The sequence below is a fragment of the Streptomyces sp. NPDC052107 genome, from assembly GCF_040680215.1.
Classification (GTDB): domain Bacteria; phylum Actinomycetota; class Actinomycetes; order Streptomycetales; family Streptomycetaceae; genus Streptomyces.
Genome location: NZ_JBFAWG010000131.1, coordinates 1 through 13978, shown reverse-complemented (window position 1 = coordinate 13978; position 13978 = coordinate 1). Strand labels below are relative to the sequence as shown.

Sequence of the window (13978 nt, the reverse complement as noted above, 5' to 3'; positions counted from 1 at the left end):
CGGGTGTATCCCGAGACGCTTCGCAGCCTTGGACAACCGCAGCAACTCCATGCACAGAACTATACGAGCACAACACCCGGGATAGCTAACGAAGTAGTTGAGCCTGCTGCCGCCCGCAGCCGGGTGCAAGAGGCCGCGCACTGGCGCCGCAGGCCCTCCCCCGTTCCTCTGCCGCCACAGCAGCTTTGGCCCAAAAGGACGGCGTGTTCGACACCCGGCCGAACTCTGTCCGCGGCTGGCCGGACCGCTGCGCGGGCCGGCCGATCAGAGGCTGTTGGGCGGGCTCGGTAAGCCAGGCAGAGGTGCCGGTTGTGGCGGTGCATGGGCCGTTTCGGGCTGTGGAGCGGGGCTGCGCCGGGAAGCCTGCGCTGTTTCACGGCCTGGTGCGGGGCGGGCTGAGCAGGTGGTCGCCGGGCCATAGGGAACCGGCTGCCTCGGCCCAGGCGAGGTGGTGGCGTACCTGGTTGAGGACTGCCTCGCGCTCTGGCGGGCCGTAGGAGGTGCATTCCTGGGTGGCTGGGTCGACGACGCGGACGGTGCTGTCGGGGCCGCTGCACAGCAGGGCTCGCTCGATGGGTGCAAGGCCCAGGCTGAGTGCGGCGCAGCCTTGGTTGCGGATGAGGCGGACGAGGTCGGCCACCACCGCCTCCCAGTCGCCGACCTCGCCCCAGTGGGCGCCGCCGCCCAGTTCGTGGGTGAGGGTGGCCAGCGGCACGATCTCGCCCGGTCGGCGGCCTGTCGCCAGCTGCTGGTGGATGCGCATGCCGTCGGGCTGTGTGATGTGGGGGTGGAGCAGGCAGGCCGCGGCGACGACGGAGGTGTTGATCTCCTGGACGGGCAGCGGGTAGTACGGTTCGTGCGCGAACAGCAGATACAGGGACATGCCCGCCGGCTGGTGGCCGTCTGGCACGCGCTCGTGCTCTGCCGGGAGCATGGGCTTGCTCGGCTCGTTCATGCGCTTCTTCCTTCCGCAGAGCGGGTCGATGCGGTGGTGCACGTGGTGCAGCGGCCGTCGCCGCCGGGGTGGGCGCGGCGGGGTGTCGGGCCGGGGCAGGTGCGGCAGGGCGGCCAGCCGAGGCAGGCCGGGCAGAGGTCCTCGCCGGGGGCGGGAGCGCCGCAGCCGGCGCATTCGACGAGGGCCCGGTAGGTCAGGGCCTCGGTCACGGTGCGGGCGGCCGCCGTCGTCGACCGGTGGGTGGCCGTGAGCGATGGCGGCTCGTCGCTGGGAGCCGCCTTTGGGTGGCCAGCCGCGGCAGTGGGTGGCGGGTAGGCCTGGGCGGCGCGCAGGCGGGCGGCGATGATCGCCCCGACCGAGGTACGCACCGGGTTCGGCAAGGGCCGATCGGTGATGACGCGGCGCAGATGCTCGGTGCTCCAGCCGGCGTCCAGCATCACGGTGACCACACGGCCCTGGTCGGTCAGGGCCTTCCCGGTCAGCAGCAGCTCAGGGCGCAAGGCTCCGATCTCGAGCAGGAGCCGGATCCCTGGGTGCATCGCATCCGCCGCCGGCGTGTCCGGCAGGGGCGTCGGCGTGTCCGGCTGGTCCGTCCGTTCAGGTGCTCGCGCGGCTTCGCTTGGGCCGCACGGACGGAGGGGGCTGGTGTTCTGCTTGTTGGTCTTCTGATCGTTGGTGTTCTTAGGGGGCCGATGAACCGACGTCGGGTTATCCACCGGTGGAAAACCCGACATCGGTTGCGACCTGCTGCTTCGCAGGCTGGGCAGGTCGGTGATGACGTACGCGGCCGCACCGAGGGTGCCATCCGGGTTGCGCTGGCGTTCCCTCAGCAGGAAGCCGTGCTTCTCCAACTCCTTGAGCCCGCTCTTCACAGTGGCCTCGCCGTCGCGGCCGCGGCGCGCCAGGTCGGTGACGGTCATCCGCCAGCCGTCCCTGTGCGTGCTGATGAGTCCGAACAGCCCCTTCGCCTTGAAGGACAGCCTGGAGTCCCGGAACAAGCCGTTGGCGATCTGGGTGAACTGGTCCGCCCCCATCACCCCGCGCCGGATCCCCGCCCCGCAGCCGCGCCCCGCCCCGCCGGCCGGAACGGAGGCAAACGCCACACCGGCCGCCTGCACGAGGCCGGCGTCCATGGCCGCCGGTCGGTCCGTGATCGAGTAGACGATCTCTGCGAGCGTCCCGGTCTCGTGCCGGAGCTGCTCGCGAAGGAGGTAACCGTGCCTTTGCAGTTCGCTCAGGCCGGCTCGTACGGCGTCCCGCCCGTCGGGCCCGGCTCTGGCGAGGTCGGCGACCGTCACCTGCCAGCCGGTGACGTGGGTGCTGATGTAGCCGAACAAGCCCTTCGCTTTGAAGGACAACCTGCTGTCCCGGAACAAGCCGTTGGCGATCTGGGTGAACTGGTCCGCCGCCATCGCCCCGCGCCGGATCCCTGCCCCGAAGCGGCTCATCGCGATTGCTCGCGCATCATGAGCGAGCCGCCCCTGAGGCCTGGGGCGAGCGGGCGGGCGTGCGGTGGCCGGGGGCGCTGAGTTAAGGAGGCGTGCGCGCGGTCCATGCCGTCAGCTCATCCGGCACCCCCGACCAGGCTGACGACCATGAGCCCCGACCACCTGTCACGATCCGGCAACGCAGCCGTCTAGCTGCCGTGGTCGGGCCCATGGTCGGCCCGACCACGGGTGTCCCCCGGCGTTCCGGATGGATTAACGAGGCCCGGGGTCCTGCACAGTCGGCGTGTGCAGTCGAGTGCGCACCACGGGAGGCGCCGGCGGCCCCGGGGGGCTGCGCACCGGCAAGATGCAATGCGAGTGGCTACCCCCGCAAGGCACCCGGGGGCGGCGCGGCGACCTCGTGCGGCGTGGGTCTGAGCAGCGCGACGGACTCGACAAGCACCGCGCCTCCACCGAGGCCAGCATCCTCGTGTACCTGCCCATCGACTGCGACGCGTGCGAGGTCGTCGGCCACTGCGCGTTCCTCCCGCCGTTTTCCGCCTTCCCTGCCGTGCGCACCTCGAGCGGACCGCGTTCTGGGACACCTACGGCCCGCGTGACGCGTCCTCGGCCGGCGCCTGGCGCGCACTCGTGTACGAGGCGCGCCATCTGGGCGCGATCCGGCTGGAGCGGCAGCGCTTGGGCAACGTCGAGGGTGTAAGCGAGAGTTACGTCTCGCTGGGGAAGATCGTCACCGTGCTTGCCTGATCAGGCTGGAGATGCGCGGCTCGACGTGGATGCGCTGCTGCAGGAACGCGGCGGCCCGCTCTTCCATCGCGGCCGCGCTGTCGCCGGTGACCACGACGCTGCCCAGCCGGTGAGCGTTGGCTCCAGGCTGATAGATCGGGCTGCCGAGCGGCGCCCCCCGGGTGCAAGTGTCGGCAGACGATCGTTGCCGACACTCAGGCAAGGTGGCAGAGGTGCCTGCTAGAAGTGGTCGGGCAGCCAGGGCTCGAACTGTGCCGTGCTGCGGATGAGGGTCCCGAGCGCCTTCTCCGATACGGCGTGGACTCCGGCCATGCGGGCCGAGGTGGTGGACCGGTACCCGCCGGCGTACCAGACCGCGAGCTGGCGCCGTGTGAAGGTCACTTGGCCCTCGATGTGGGTGTGCATGATCTCGGCCGCTCCGGCCGTGATCTGAAGCATCCATCGGCCCCACCCGCCGGTCTCGTTCTCGATCTCGATCGGTACGGCGGTGCTGAGGTCGCCCGGCCAGCCGCGGAGTCGGATGGCCTCGGGGATGTCGAGGATGCGGAGCATCCAGGGGTGCCAGGCTTCGGCGGTGGTGCGGTGGTGGCGGAGTCCGTGAAGGAGGGTGGGGTAAGGGGGGAGGGCGCCGCGTCGGAAGGTGATGGTGCGGGCGCGGGTGTTGTGGCGGCCGAGGAAGGCGAGCATGGCGGCGGCGGCGGGCTGGCTGGCGGCCCAGAAGTCGTGGACGGTCAGGCTCATGCCGTGGCGCTCGTGCCGTTTGGTGGTGAGGCTGAGCAGGCCGGCGGTGGGGTGGCCGGGCCGGGCGAAGCGGTAGGTGGTGAGGTTGCTCTTGTCCTGCTTCCACCGGGTCCACCAGGTGGGCCGGTGGATGGGGCCGTTCCATTGGCGGGCGAGGTCGCGTTGGAGGGCTTCGGCTTCGTCGGTGAGTCCGTACTCGGCCTGGAAGTCCTCACTGGTGAAGGAGTGCTTGAGGTCGTCGGTGGCCACTGCCCAGGCGAAGACGTCGGTGGGTGCTTCCCATCCGAGGTGGCGGGCGTAGCCGGTGGAGGAGGTCACGATCGCGGAGACCACCGCTCCGCGATCGATCAGGGGGCGCAGTCGTTCGGTTGCCATGTCGGTGGCCAGGTGGTCGCCGCGTTCCTCGGGGGCCACGCAGCCGTCGCCGAGGCAGGCGCTGGGGACGGGAGCGCCGCCGAAGTACTGGTCGACGAGGAGGCCGAGGCCGCCGGCGACGACCCGGCCTCCAAGGACGGCGACTTGGAGGTCGGCGTGTTCGCGCAGGTGGCTGATGTCTCCGATCGGGTGGCCGTAGGCGCGGGTGGCGAGCTGGTCGTATTGCTCCCAAAGGCTGTCATCGGCTGGGGCGAAGGTCAGTTGCTGGTTCATGGTCCGCCTTCAGTAGTGGGTGGCGTCGCGGGCGGCGTCGGCGTCCAGGGGCATGAGGAAGGTGCGGGTGAAGGCCAGGACGCTGGTGCCCGCCTGGTTGTGGGCGGTGGTGTGGCACGTGATGACCCCGGTGTCGGGACGGGTCTCGGAGGCCCGGCGGGTGAGGATCTTCGTTGCGGCGTACAGGGTGTCGCCGATGTGGACGGGTGCGGTGAAGCGCACCTGGTCAACGGCGAGGTTGCCGATGGTCAGGCCGCTGATGCTGCGGACGGTCATGCCGGCCACGAGGTTGAGGGTCACGCCGGAGCAGACCAGGATGCGGCCCCACTGGGTCTGGCTGCTGTAGTGGGCATCGGTGTGGATGGGGGCGACGTTGCCGCTCAGGGCGGCGCCGAGGAGGTTGTCGAGTTCGGTGACGGTCCGGCCGGGCCGGTGCTCGATGATCAGGCCGGGGGCGAGTTCGGGGTAGGAGAGGCCGACGCTCTCGCGGATCCGGTCCTCGCCGATCTGGCGGTAGCCGTGGGGCAGGGCGGTGGTCATGACGTACGGTCCGCTTCGGCGACGAGGGCGCGGGCGGCGTTGAAGAAGGGGGTGCCGCGCATCTGCCCGTCGACGGTGGTCACCGTTCCGCCGCTCGCGTCGGCGGCTGCGACGATGGCGCGGGCCTGGGCGATTTCCTCGGCGGTGGGTGTGAATACGTCGTTGATCACCTGCACGTGGCGGGGATGGACGCAGCCTTTGCCGTAGAAGCCCAGTTCCTTGGCCCTCTCGGCGTCGCGGCGCAGAATGCCGGGATCATCGAGTTCCCAGGTGGGGGCGTCGATCGCGGGGATGTTCGCGGCGGTGGCCGCGTTGATGAGGGCCGAGCGGGCGTAGTGGAGGGCGTTCCAGCCCAGGCCGCAGCGGACGGAGGCTGCGTAGTCGGCTGAACCGAAGATGACGCCGCCGAGCCGGGGCGCGCGCATGATCGCGGGGAGGATGTCGAAGGCCCGGGGGCTTTCGATCAGCGCCCAGATGTCGGGGGTGTAGTCGTCGGCGTCGAGGGCTGCGGCGACGAGTTCGATGTCGCGGGGGGATTCCACCTTGGGGACCACGATGAGGTCGGGCCGGGCGGTGTAGGCGGCGAGGGCGAGGAGGTCCTTGATGCCGTCGATCGTCGTGAGGCTGTTCATGCGGATGCCGAGGGTGCAGGGCGGGTCGGGGAGGGCGAAGAACGCTTCGGAGGCGGTGCGGGCGGTCTGCTTGTCGGGGAGGGCGACGGAGTCCTCGATGTCGACGACGGCGACCGCGGCGCCGGCCTTCTGCGCGCTGGCGAAGCGGTCCCCGTGCAGACCGGGGGTGATGATCCAGGCCCGTCCGGGCCGGAGGCTGGTGCTCGTCATGGGGTGGTCACCTTCCGCTGCGCTTGGTGGTGATGAGGAGGTCGAGCTGGCCGAGGGTGGCAGCGTCCTTGATGTCGCTGTCGCTGATGTCGATGCCGTAGCGGTCGGCGAGGAGGACGGACAGTTCGACGACGGCGAGGGAGTCGAATCCGGCGTGGTCGAGGCTGGCGTCGTCGGTGAGCCGGTCGGCGGGCAGCTTGAGGTCGTGGATGAGGATGTTGGTGAGGTCACCGGTCATGTCCGGCTCCTTCCGGTAGGGCGGGTGAGCGGGAGGTCGGGCCAGGTGAACGTCACGGCGCCCCAGGTCAGTCCGGCGCCGAACGCGGTGAGCAGGGTGCGGTGTCCGGGCTTGAGGCGGCCGTCGGCGGTGGCGTCGGCAAGGAGCAGGGGGATGGACGCGGCACCGGTGTTCCCGACCTCGCCCACGTTGCCGAGCTGACGGCCGTCGGGGATGCCGAGCTGGCGGGCGACGAATGCGGTGATGCGGCTGTTGGCCTGGTGCGGGGCGAGGCGGTCGACGTCCGTGAGTTCCCATCCCATGGCGGTGGCAGCCTGGCGGGAGGCGGTGGTCATGCGGTCGACGGCGTGCCGGAAGACGTCAGATCCGTCCATGTGCAGGGTGCCGGGGCGCAAGGCCTGGATCAGGTCGGCGCCCGTGCCGTCGCTGCCCAGCACCGCCGGCCCGAGCGCCCCGGCCTCGTCCGCGCTGCCGCGGCGCAGCACCACGGCTCCGGCGCCGTCGCCGAACAGCGGGACGGTGGTGCGGTCTTCGGGGTCGGGAAGGGTGGCGAGTCGGTCGGCGCCAACGACCAGGGCGGTGCGTGCGGTGCCGGTGGCGATGAGCCCGGCCGCGGTGGCGAGGGCGTAGAGGAAGCCGGTGCAGCCGGCCGCGAGGTCGTAGGCGGGGATGCCGGTCAGCCCGAGCCGGGTGGCGACGGCGGGGGCGGTGGCCGGACAGCAGCGGTCCGGGGTGGTCGTGGCCACCACCAGGGCCTCTACCGTGACCGGTTCGCCGTCGGCGAGGGCCTGGGCTGCGGCTCGGACCGCGAGGTCGGTCGTGGACAGGTCCGCCCCGGCGACATGCCGCTGGGTGATGCCGGTCCGCGAGCGGATCCACTCGTCTGTGGTGTCCAGACGTGCGGTCAGGTCGTGGTTCGAGACGGTGTGCGGGGGCCGTGCTGCACCGACTTTGCAGACGACGGCCGCCCGCTCCGTCGGCGGGGGTGCGGCGGTCATCGGCTGGCCGCCTTGAGCTGATGGGCGACATCGCCAATCAAGTCTTCCTGCCCGGCGACGACCTGCCGCTCACCGAGGGCGAGAAACAAATCGACCGGGTCGACGCCTTCGGCCCGGGCGGTCTCCAGGACCGGCCGCTTGAAGCCGGAGAACACCCCGGCGAGCCCACTGGCCACGGCGATCGAGTCGATGGACGGCGGGGCCTTCATCAGACGGTCGGCGGCAACGTCGGCGGCGGCCAGTACCTTACGCAGGCCGATCCCGGTCTCGACGCCGCGGCGTTCGAGGACGGCCACGAGGACTTCGAGCTGGGCGTTGCCGGCCCCGGCGCCAAACCCGCGGGCAGTCGCGTCGATGACAGACGCCCCGGCGTCCACGGCGGCAAGGCTGTTCGCCACGGCTAGGCCCAGGTTGTTATGTCCGTGGAAGATGACTGGCACGGCGACGGCTGTGGCGATGGCGTGCACGCGCTCGGTGACGTCGGCCGGGAGGTAGTGGCCGGCGGAGTCCATGATGCCGACGGCCTGGGCGCCGAACTTCACCATCAGGGCGCACTGTTCGGCGAGTTCGCCGGGGCCGGTCATGTGGCTCATGAGCAGGACGCCCTGGGCTTCGGCCCCCAGGTCGCGGACGACGCCGAGGTGGCGTTCGGTCACGTCGGCCTCCGTGCAGTGCGCGGCAATCCGTACGACGTCGGCGCCGTGGTGGACGGCGGCCGCCAGGTCGTGGGAGGTGCCCCAGCCGGGGGCCATGAAGACGCCCATCCGCGAGGAGGTGAGGGTCTCGCGGACGGTGGTGAGCATCGTGGCGTCGTCGAGCCTGGCGCGGCCGATTTGGAGGCTGGAGGCGCCCAGCCCGTTGCCGTGGCCGATCTCCACCACTGGCACTCCGGCAGCGTTCGCGGCGGTGGCGTAGGCGCGGAGCTGGTCGGCGTCGAGTTGGTGGCCGACCGCGTGTTGGCCGTCGCGCAGGGTCGGGTCGTGTAGGCGGACCCGGGGCCGCTGGTGGGCGGATGTGTCCATGGACGCGGTTCCCTTCATCGGGAGGAGGTGGCTAACTGCTCGGCGAGCAGGACGGCGGCGGCGTTGATGAGGTCGACGCTTCCGGCGTGGCGGGGCAGGCGGCCGCCGGAAGCGGTCACCTCCACCGCGACCGAGATCCGGCCCGGGTCCACGGCGAGCGAGGTCACCTTGAACCCGGGCGTGTAGGCGCGCACGGCCTGGGCAGCGGCCGCGATGCTCGTACGGACCGGTGCGGGGCGGATGCCGTCCGCGAGGACGCTCATGGCCACCCGGAACGGCGGGGCAGGCCGGGCGGGGCTGAGGTTGACCATCACCTTCGCCTCCCGAGTGCCGGTGAAGGTCCGGATCGCGGCGGAGGTGGTGGCGATGTACTGGTCGAGGTTCAGGCGGGTGGCCCGCCCGGCGCTCGCGCTCGCCCCGGTGCAAACCACCTCGATGTAGGTGGGGGTGCACCGCTTGGCGATGGCGTTCAGGACCGGGATGGCCGCCTGCCCGCCACAGCTGACGAGGTTCATGTGGCGGTGGGATGCCGCCCGGTGATTGTTGACGCCCGGGACGATGACCGTGCCGAGTCCCGTGGGCGTCAAGTCGATCAGGGTGGTGCCGGTCGGGCGCAGCGCCGCCCAGTGCTCGGCGTGGCTGTCGGCATTGGTGGCGTCGAAGACCACATCGAAGGGGCCGGCCTCCACCACGGCGCGGATCCCGCCGGCGGTGGTCGGGTGGCCCATCTCGGCCACCCGGCGCAGGCCCAGGCCGTCCGGGTCGCGGCCTGCCACCAAAGCCAGTTCCAGCTTCGCCGACCGGCGGATCTTGTCGGCGAGGTCGATCCCTATCAGGCCCGCGCCGAGTACCGCGACACACAGACGCTGTTCATCAGCAGCCATCGGCCGCTCCTTCGTTCAAGGGAGAGGGGTGCATGAGGTGTGCGGGGCCGGCGGCTAGCGCACGTGCAGCTCGACCGGCGGAAGATGCAGCGAGCAGACGCACACCGTGCTCCGGGCCTCCAGCGGGAGGCTGGCGTGCACGGCCCCGGCCAAGACCAGCTGCCCGGCACGCAGGCCGTCGCCGAAGCGGTGGAGCCGTCCGGCGAGCCAGGACAGGGCACGCAGCGGGTCACCGAGGACGGCTCGCCCTTCCCCGCTGGCGACGGCGTTACGGTCAACGCTGACGACCAGCCGCTCGGCGGCCAGGTCCATGTCCGTGCTCAGCGGCACCATGGGCCCGGTGACGACCCGAGCGCAGGACGCGTTGTCGGCGATGCTGTCCGCGACCGTGATGCGCCAGCTGGTGAACCGGGTGTCGATCACCTCCAGGGCAAGGAACACCTCCTTCACTGCCGCCCGTGCCTCCTCCAGATCCACGTTCGCGCCCACCAGGTCGCAGCCGAGCCGGAACGCGATCTCGGCCTCCACCCGTGGCTGCATCAGCACGGGCCGGGCCAGGGTGCTGCCGGTGGGCAGCACCATGTCGTCCAGCAGGACGCCCGAGTCCGGCTCGTCGACGCCCATCTGCTCCTGCATGGCCTGAGAAGTCACACCAGCCTTGTGACCGACGACGCGGGCGCCACCCGCGATCCGACGAGCCACCGCTGCCCCCTGCACCCGGTAGGCGGTTTCCAACGGCAGCCCAGGCCGCCGGACGGTCAGCGCGTCAATCGGGACGCGCTCGTACTCCGCCGCCAGCAGAGCCGACGCCATAGCGGCGATCCAGCGGTCATCCTGCGCATCCATGACGATTCCTCCTCGGGGCATGGGGCATCACATGTCCGTTCGCAGACGTGGGCACGAAGCCAGGGCGGCACTGGTACCAGCCACCGGGCTCAGGCCTGATGAAGAGTCAACCGGCGGGCTCTCCACAGCGGTACGGTGACGGGCAGGCCAAGCGGTATATCGCGTATATACGGGGCAGGTACTCATGACCACGCGCACGCCGAACATCCAGCTCAGCGCCCTAGTCGCCGAATCCGGCCTCACCTACGAGGCGCTGGCCAAGGCAGTCTGCGCGGTCGCCGCCGAATGCGGCGCACGCTTACGCACGAACAAGTCCAACGTCGAGCACTGGATCAGCGGATCCGTGCCCCGCGGCGACACACCCCGCTACCTCGCGGTCGCGCTGTCCCGACGCCTCGGCCGCCTCCTGACCCCCGCCGACCTCGGCCTGCCCTCCCCAGCAGAAGCCGAGAATGACACCATCGGACTGTCCCTCGGGAGCGACCCGCTGGACGCCCTGCTGCCGATGTGGAGGTACGAGTTGGACCGCCGCCACTTCCTGACGGCCTCCGCCTACTCCGTGGCAGCCGCAGCCTTACCCCTGACCCGCGTCCAGGACATCGCCGCCCGCACTGCCGCCGCCCGCACCGGCCATACCATCGGCATGGCCGAAGTCGCCGCCGTGCGCGACATGATCCACGCGTTCTCCGAGATGGACGAACGCCACGGCGGACAACACGGCCGCAGCGCCCTGGTCACCTACCTCCGCGACGACGTCGCCCCGCTGTGCCGGGCCCGGTTCCGAAACGACGAAGTCCGCCAGCAGATGCTCTCCGCCGCCAGCCGAGGCGTCCACCTGCTGGGCTGGAAAAGCTACGACGCAGGTCAGCAGGGACTCGCCCAGCGCTACTACCTCCAGTCCTACGCCCTGGCCGCCGAATCCGGCCTGCGCGGACACGACGGATTCGTGATGCGCACCATGGCCATGCAGGGCCTCAGACTCCACCGCCCCGAGCACTGCCTCGGCTTGGCCGAGACCGGCCTGAACCGGGCCAAGGGACGGGTCGATGCCCAGACCGAAGCCCTCTTCCGCGTCGTTCACGCCCACACCCTGGCCAAGAGCGGCAAGCGCCGCGCTGCCCTCGCCGAGGCCGAACACGCCCGCACCCTGCTGACCAGCGCCCCCGGGGACGAGGTGCCGTTCTGGGCGCTGGCCTGGGGCCCACCGGCCGCATCGGTGTACTCCCGCACCGCAAAGGTCCACGAGACCCTAGGAGACCATCGGGCGGCTGCCGAGCAGTACGCGCTGGCCGCCACGGCCCGCCCGGCAGACACCTACGCGCGCATCGTCGCCCTGGACCTGGTCGCGGGCGCGGAGATGCACCTCAAGCGCGGCAGCATTGAGCAGGCGTGCGCCACTTGGCACCGGGCCATCGACCACATGAGCGGCGTCCGTTCCGTCCGCACCCGAAAGGCCATCTCCCGCATGCGCAGCGACCTCGCACGCTTCCGGGCCCGTGGCCTGCGGTGCGTGGCCGAGCTCGACGAACGTGGACGCGACTTCCTCGCCAGCGCCTGACCTCAGCGGCACCCGGCAAAGCGGCGGACGATCGGCTCCAGGTAGTCCGCGTGCGGACCGGCCAGACGGGCCAGTTCATCCGGTGAGCGCACCAGGGCGATGTCGTCGAGTTCAGGTTCGCGTCCCTGGACGCGCTCGGCTTCCGCAGCAGCGGTGAAGTCCGCGCGCAGCATGGCCTCGGGCAGGGGCGGGGCGAGGTAGGTCAGGCCGATACTGCCGTTCTCGCCGCGGGTGACGACCCACAGCTTCAGGTCCTCGGCGGTCGTACCGATCCCCAACTCCTCGGCGAGCTCTCGCGCGGCCTGGCCGGCCAGCGCCGATTCGTCCAGTACCTGCCCGTCCTGGGGAGGCTCCACAGACCCCCCGGGCAGCTGCCAGCGGCCCGGGGCGGCCGTAGAGGGCGACATCCTCGCTGCCAGCACACGGCCGTCGTCCGTCGGCTGGACGACGTTCACGAACAACGAGGGCAGCGCGGTGGCGCCGGGAACGCGACGCAAGGCGTAATGCCGGTAGGTCACACGCACCCAGGACAGACGCAGGACCCGCGGGCCAGTCCACTCCAGTCCCCCACACGCCACCACAGGCCCATCGAAGAGAGTGGGGTTGGCCCGGACTGCCATGTCCCACACCCGGTCTCGGGCCTCAGCGTCCTGGGAGGCCAGCGGCGGCTCCGCACCTTCGGTCAACAGGAGCCGTTCAACGTCGAAGAGGTCAATGTCCACCGGGGGCAGCGTCTCGGTCACCGGCCCATCGTAGAACCGGCTCCAGACCGCCAGCTTGACATCGACTCTCCACGTCGACCAGCAGTTACCGGCTGCCCGGACGCGGCGGACAGGATCTCGTCCACGAGCCCATCGGCCGCGTCCGGACGGCCGTACGAACGCGCCCGCGGTAAGCGAACTGAGTTGCCTTTCAAGAGCGAGCCGGTCGGCTGCTCAACGAGCAGCACGCTCGCGCTCGACACGTCCCTCATGTTCGACGTCGATGATGCGCTGCGTGAGTACGCGCAGACAAACGGCCCTGAACCCGAGGCGGACGGGCGCATCCAGATCGGGAACCTCAACGATCCGGTTCGAGTCCTTTCTGCATCCTGGCTACACGCCGGCGGAGTGCTGGGCAGCGACGTCGGGCATGAGCCGCTTGTTTGCGCGGTCGGCCAACATCAGGAAGGTATTCACCGACCTCACCGCCGACAGCGGAGGAGTGTGCTGCCTGTTCGACACTGGCGACGGCGCACCCGAGCAAGTGTGCTGGCTCAACGGTGCACCCACCCAGGAGACAGTCTCCGGTCCCCGCTTTCCAGATTGGCTGGACAGACCCGCGAGCGGACATTAGCCCCTACCACCGACATCCCACCTCCGTCTGAGCCGTGTTCACGGCCGCTCGTCTCTCTGGTCGAGCCGTCACAGCAGCGGTTGCGTCGCGGGTCCCGGGAGGTCTGCAGTCAGAGGGGTATGTCAGAGTCGGCGCATGCTCGAGATCGTGGTGAAGACGGAGAACTGGGAGCGGCACGTCCGTGTGTCCGCCGAGGAGCTGGGAGGGCTGGTCCGGCGGATCGGTGGTGACGGTGACCGCTTCTTGGTGGTCCAGCGGATACCCGACCTGCCTGACGTCTTCGCCCAGGTGTGGCACAAGGCCGGTGGTGACTACACGCTGGAGTACCGCGACGGTGCCGCTGACCGGCAGTTTCAGGTGATGGTCGACGGGCCCGAGGTCGTAGTTGCTGCGATTACCGGCTGGGCACGCCAGGAGGCCGGCTGGGACGGTGGTCTGGCTTGGTCGTTGTTGGACATGGGCCCCGCCGGGGAGGTGCCGCCGCTCGACCTCGGCGAAGGCGAGCGTGAGGAGTTGGAGAAGCGCGTCCGTGAGGTGCTGGTTGGCGGCTACGCCTCTCGCGCCGAACTGGCTGAGGAGTATTTGGTCACCAATGACCGCCGGCCCGTCTCGCGCGAGCAGGCACGGTCGCTGGCTGACCGGCTGTGGCTGGAGCGGGTCGCGGAGCAGGCCACGTGGCAGGGCGAGACGGACCCTGAGCGGCTGACCCGCGCGTTCACCGCCCTGCAGGATGCCGGTATCACGGCCCGCGAGAACTTCACCTGTTGCCGTAGCTGTGGTCAGTCCGAGATCGGTGGTGAAGGCGGGCCCGACGCCCGCGGCTTCGTCTACTTCCACACCCAGTGCACGGACTCTGCCGCAGCCGGCCACGGACTGACGCTCCTGTACGGCGCTTTCGATGGCTCGTCGGAGACCACTGCAGCCATTGGTCACAAGGTCGTGGCCGCGCTCGAAGCAGTCGGTCTCCACGCCGAGTGGGACCATCACCCCGGCCGGGCCATCACCGTCACCCCCCCGGACTGGCGCCGCCGCCTGGTCGGCTAGGGACTGACCGTCAAAGATCAGACCCACATGAGGAGTGCAACACCGCTGCATTTAGCCGTGAGCGGCCTGGTCAAGGGGGTTGAACGAGGCAACGGGACTCTTGAGGATCAACGATCGGCGAAGAAAGTCGAT

The 13978-nt window shown here is 70.4% G+C and carries 14 protein-coding genes; 3 read left to right on the top strand and 11 right to left on the bottom strand.

Features of this window, described 5'->3' with window-relative positions:
• Positions 1-373 precede the first annotated feature (373 nt).
• On the bottom strand, positions 374-955 hold the full coding sequence (locus tag AB0M27_RS43680; protein ID WP_365731137.1) for a hypothetical protein: 582 nt from the start codon (positions 953-955) through the stop codon (positions 374-376).
• A complete protein-coding gene (locus AB0M27_RS43675) occupies positions 952-2403 on the bottom strand; it encodes a hypothetical protein (protein WP_365731135.1) in 1452 nt (483 codons plus the stop codon). Before AB0M27_RS43675 ends, AB0M27_RS43680 begins: the two co-directional genes overlap by 4 nt.
• Before the next feature lie 495 nt (positions 2404-2898).
• Between AB0M27_RS43675 and AB0M27_RS43670 the strand changes: the two genes are divergently transcribed.
• The gene (locus tag AB0M27_RS43670) at positions 2899-3150 is read left to right on the top strand and encodes a hypothetical protein (RefSeq protein ID WP_365731133.1); all 252 of its coding nucleotides are present in this window, start codon (positions 2899-2901) and stop codon (positions 3148-3150) included.
• A gap of 219 nt (positions 3151-3369) precedes the next feature.
• Here the strand turns inward: AB0M27_RS43670 and AB0M27_RS43665 are convergent, their stop codons facing one another.
• The 8 genes from AB0M27_RS43665 to AB0M27_RS43630 are packed head-to-tail and all read right to left on the bottom strand — an operon-like array spanning position 3370 to position 9909.
• A complete protein-coding gene (locus AB0M27_RS43665) occupies positions 3370-4539 on the bottom strand; it encodes a GNAT family N-acetyltransferase (RefSeq protein WP_365731131.1) in 1170 nt (389 codons plus the stop codon).
• A 9-nt stretch (positions 4540-4548) separates the two neighbouring features.
• On the bottom strand, positions 4549-5079 hold the full coding sequence (locus AB0M27_RS43660) for a MaoC family dehydratase (protein ID WP_365731129.1): 531 nt from the start codon (positions 5077-5079) through the stop codon (positions 4549-4551).
• Complete coding sequence (locus tag AB0M27_RS43655; protein ID WP_365731127.1) at positions 5076-5921, bottom strand: CoA ester lyase; 846 nt, start codon at positions 5919-5921, stop codon at positions 5076-5078. The genes AB0M27_RS43660 and AB0M27_RS43655 overlap by 4 nt, the downstream gene beginning before the upstream one ends.
• Positions 5922-5928: 7 nt before the next feature.
• Complete coding sequence (locus AB0M27_RS43650) at positions 5929-6159, bottom strand: acyl carrier protein (protein ID WP_365731125.1); 231 nt, start codon at positions 6157-6159, stop codon at positions 5929-5931.
• Positions 6156-7157, bottom strand: a complete 1002-nt coding sequence (locus AB0M27_RS43645; protein ID WP_365731123.1) for a beta-ketoacyl-ACP synthase III — start codon at positions 7155-7157, stop codon at positions 6156-6158. The genes AB0M27_RS43650 and AB0M27_RS43645 overlap by 4 nt, the downstream gene beginning before the upstream one ends.
• The gene (dmpG, locus tag AB0M27_RS43640; protein ID WP_365731121.1) at positions 7154-8179 is read right to left on the bottom strand and encodes a 4-hydroxy-2-oxovalerate aldolase; all 1026 of its coding nucleotides are present in this window, start codon (positions 8177-8179) and stop codon (positions 7154-7156) included. Before dmpG ends, AB0M27_RS43645 begins: the two co-directional genes overlap by 4 nt.
• Positions 8180-8193: 14 nt before the next feature.
• Complete coding sequence (locus AB0M27_RS43635) at positions 8194-9063, bottom strand: acetaldehyde dehydrogenase (acetylating) (RefSeq protein WP_365731119.1); 870 nt, start codon at positions 9061-9063, stop codon at positions 8194-8196.
• A gap of 54 nt (positions 9064-9117) precedes the next feature.
• Positions 9118-9909, bottom strand: a complete 792-nt coding sequence (locus tag AB0M27_RS43630; RefSeq protein ID WP_365731117.1) for a fumarylacetoacetate hydrolase family protein — start codon at positions 9907-9909, stop codon at positions 9118-9120.
• A gap of 184 nt (positions 9910-10093) precedes the next feature.
• Between AB0M27_RS43630 and AB0M27_RS43625 the strand changes: the two genes are divergently transcribed.
• Positions 10094-11467: a hypothetical protein gene (locus AB0M27_RS43625; protein WP_365731115.1), complete on the top strand. Its 1374-nt coding sequence runs from the start codon at positions 10094-10096 to the stop codon at positions 11465-11467.
• 2 nt (positions 11468-11469) lie between these two features.
• On the opposite strand, the gene AB0M27_RS43620 is transcribed toward AB0M27_RS43625, so the two are convergent.
• Positions 11470-12210, bottom strand: coding sequence for an NUDIX domain-containing protein (locus tag AB0M27_RS43620; RefSeq protein WP_365731113.1), 741 nt, complete (start codon positions 12208-12210; stop codon positions 11470-11472).
• 727 nt (positions 12211-12937) lie between these two features.
• On the opposite strand from AB0M27_RS43620, the gene AB0M27_RS43615 reads away from it, so the two are divergent.
• Positions 12938-13846: a hypothetical protein gene (locus AB0M27_RS43615; protein WP_365731111.1), complete on the top strand. Its 909-nt coding sequence runs from the start codon at positions 12938-12940 to the stop codon at positions 13844-13846.
• The last annotated feature ends 132 nt before the right edge of the window (positions 13847-13978 follow it).

Excerpts from the sequence above, each read along its gene's own strand:
- AB0M27_RS43680 (WP_365731137.1), bottom strand. The coding sequence starts at position 955 with ATGAACGAGCCGAGCAAGCCCATGCTCCCGGCAGAGCACGAGCGCGTG.
- AB0M27_RS43675 (WP_365731135.1), bottom strand. The coding sequence starts at position 2,403 with ATGAGCCGCTTCGGGGCAGGGATCCGGCGCGGGGCGATGGCGGCGGAC.
- AB0M27_RS43665 (WP_365731131.1), bottom strand. The coding sequence starts at position 4,539 with ATGAACCAGCAACTGACCTTCGCCCCAGCCGATGACAGCCTTTGGGAG.
- AB0M27_RS43660 (WP_365731129.1), bottom strand. The coding sequence starts at position 5,079 with ATGACCACCGCCCTGCCCCACGGCTACCGCCAGATCGGCGAGGACCGG.
- AB0M27_RS43655 (WP_365731127.1), bottom strand. The coding sequence starts at position 5,921 with ATGACGAGCACCAGCCTCCGGCCCGGACGGGCCTGGATCATCACCCCC.
- AB0M27_RS43650 (WP_365731125.1), bottom strand. The coding sequence starts at position 6,159 with ATGACCGGTGACCTCACCAACATCCTCATCCACGACCTCAAGCTGCCC.
- AB0M27_RS43645 (WP_365731123.1), bottom strand. The coding sequence starts at position 7,157 with ATGACCGCCGCACCCCCGCCGACGGAGCGGGCGGCCGTCGTCTGCAAA.
- dmpG (WP_365731121.1), bottom strand. The coding sequence starts at position 8,179 with ATGGACACATCCGCCCACCAGCGGCCCCGGGTCCGCCTACACGACCCG.
- AB0M27_RS43635 (WP_365731119.1), bottom strand. The coding sequence starts at position 9,063 with ATGGCTGCTGATGAACAGCGTCTGTGTGTCGCGGTACTCGGCGCGGGC.
- AB0M27_RS43630 (WP_365731117.1), bottom strand. The coding sequence starts at position 9,909 with ATGGATGCGCAGGATGACCGCTGGATCGCCGCTATGGCGTCGGCTCTG.
- AB0M27_RS43625 (WP_365731115.1), top strand. The coding sequence starts at position 10,094 with ATGACCACGCGCACGCCGAACATCCAGCTCAGCGCCCTAGTCGCCGAA.
- AB0M27_RS43615 (WP_365731111.1), top strand. The coding sequence starts at position 12,938 with ATGCTCGAGATCGTGGTGAAGACGGAGAACTGGGAGCGGCACGTCCGT.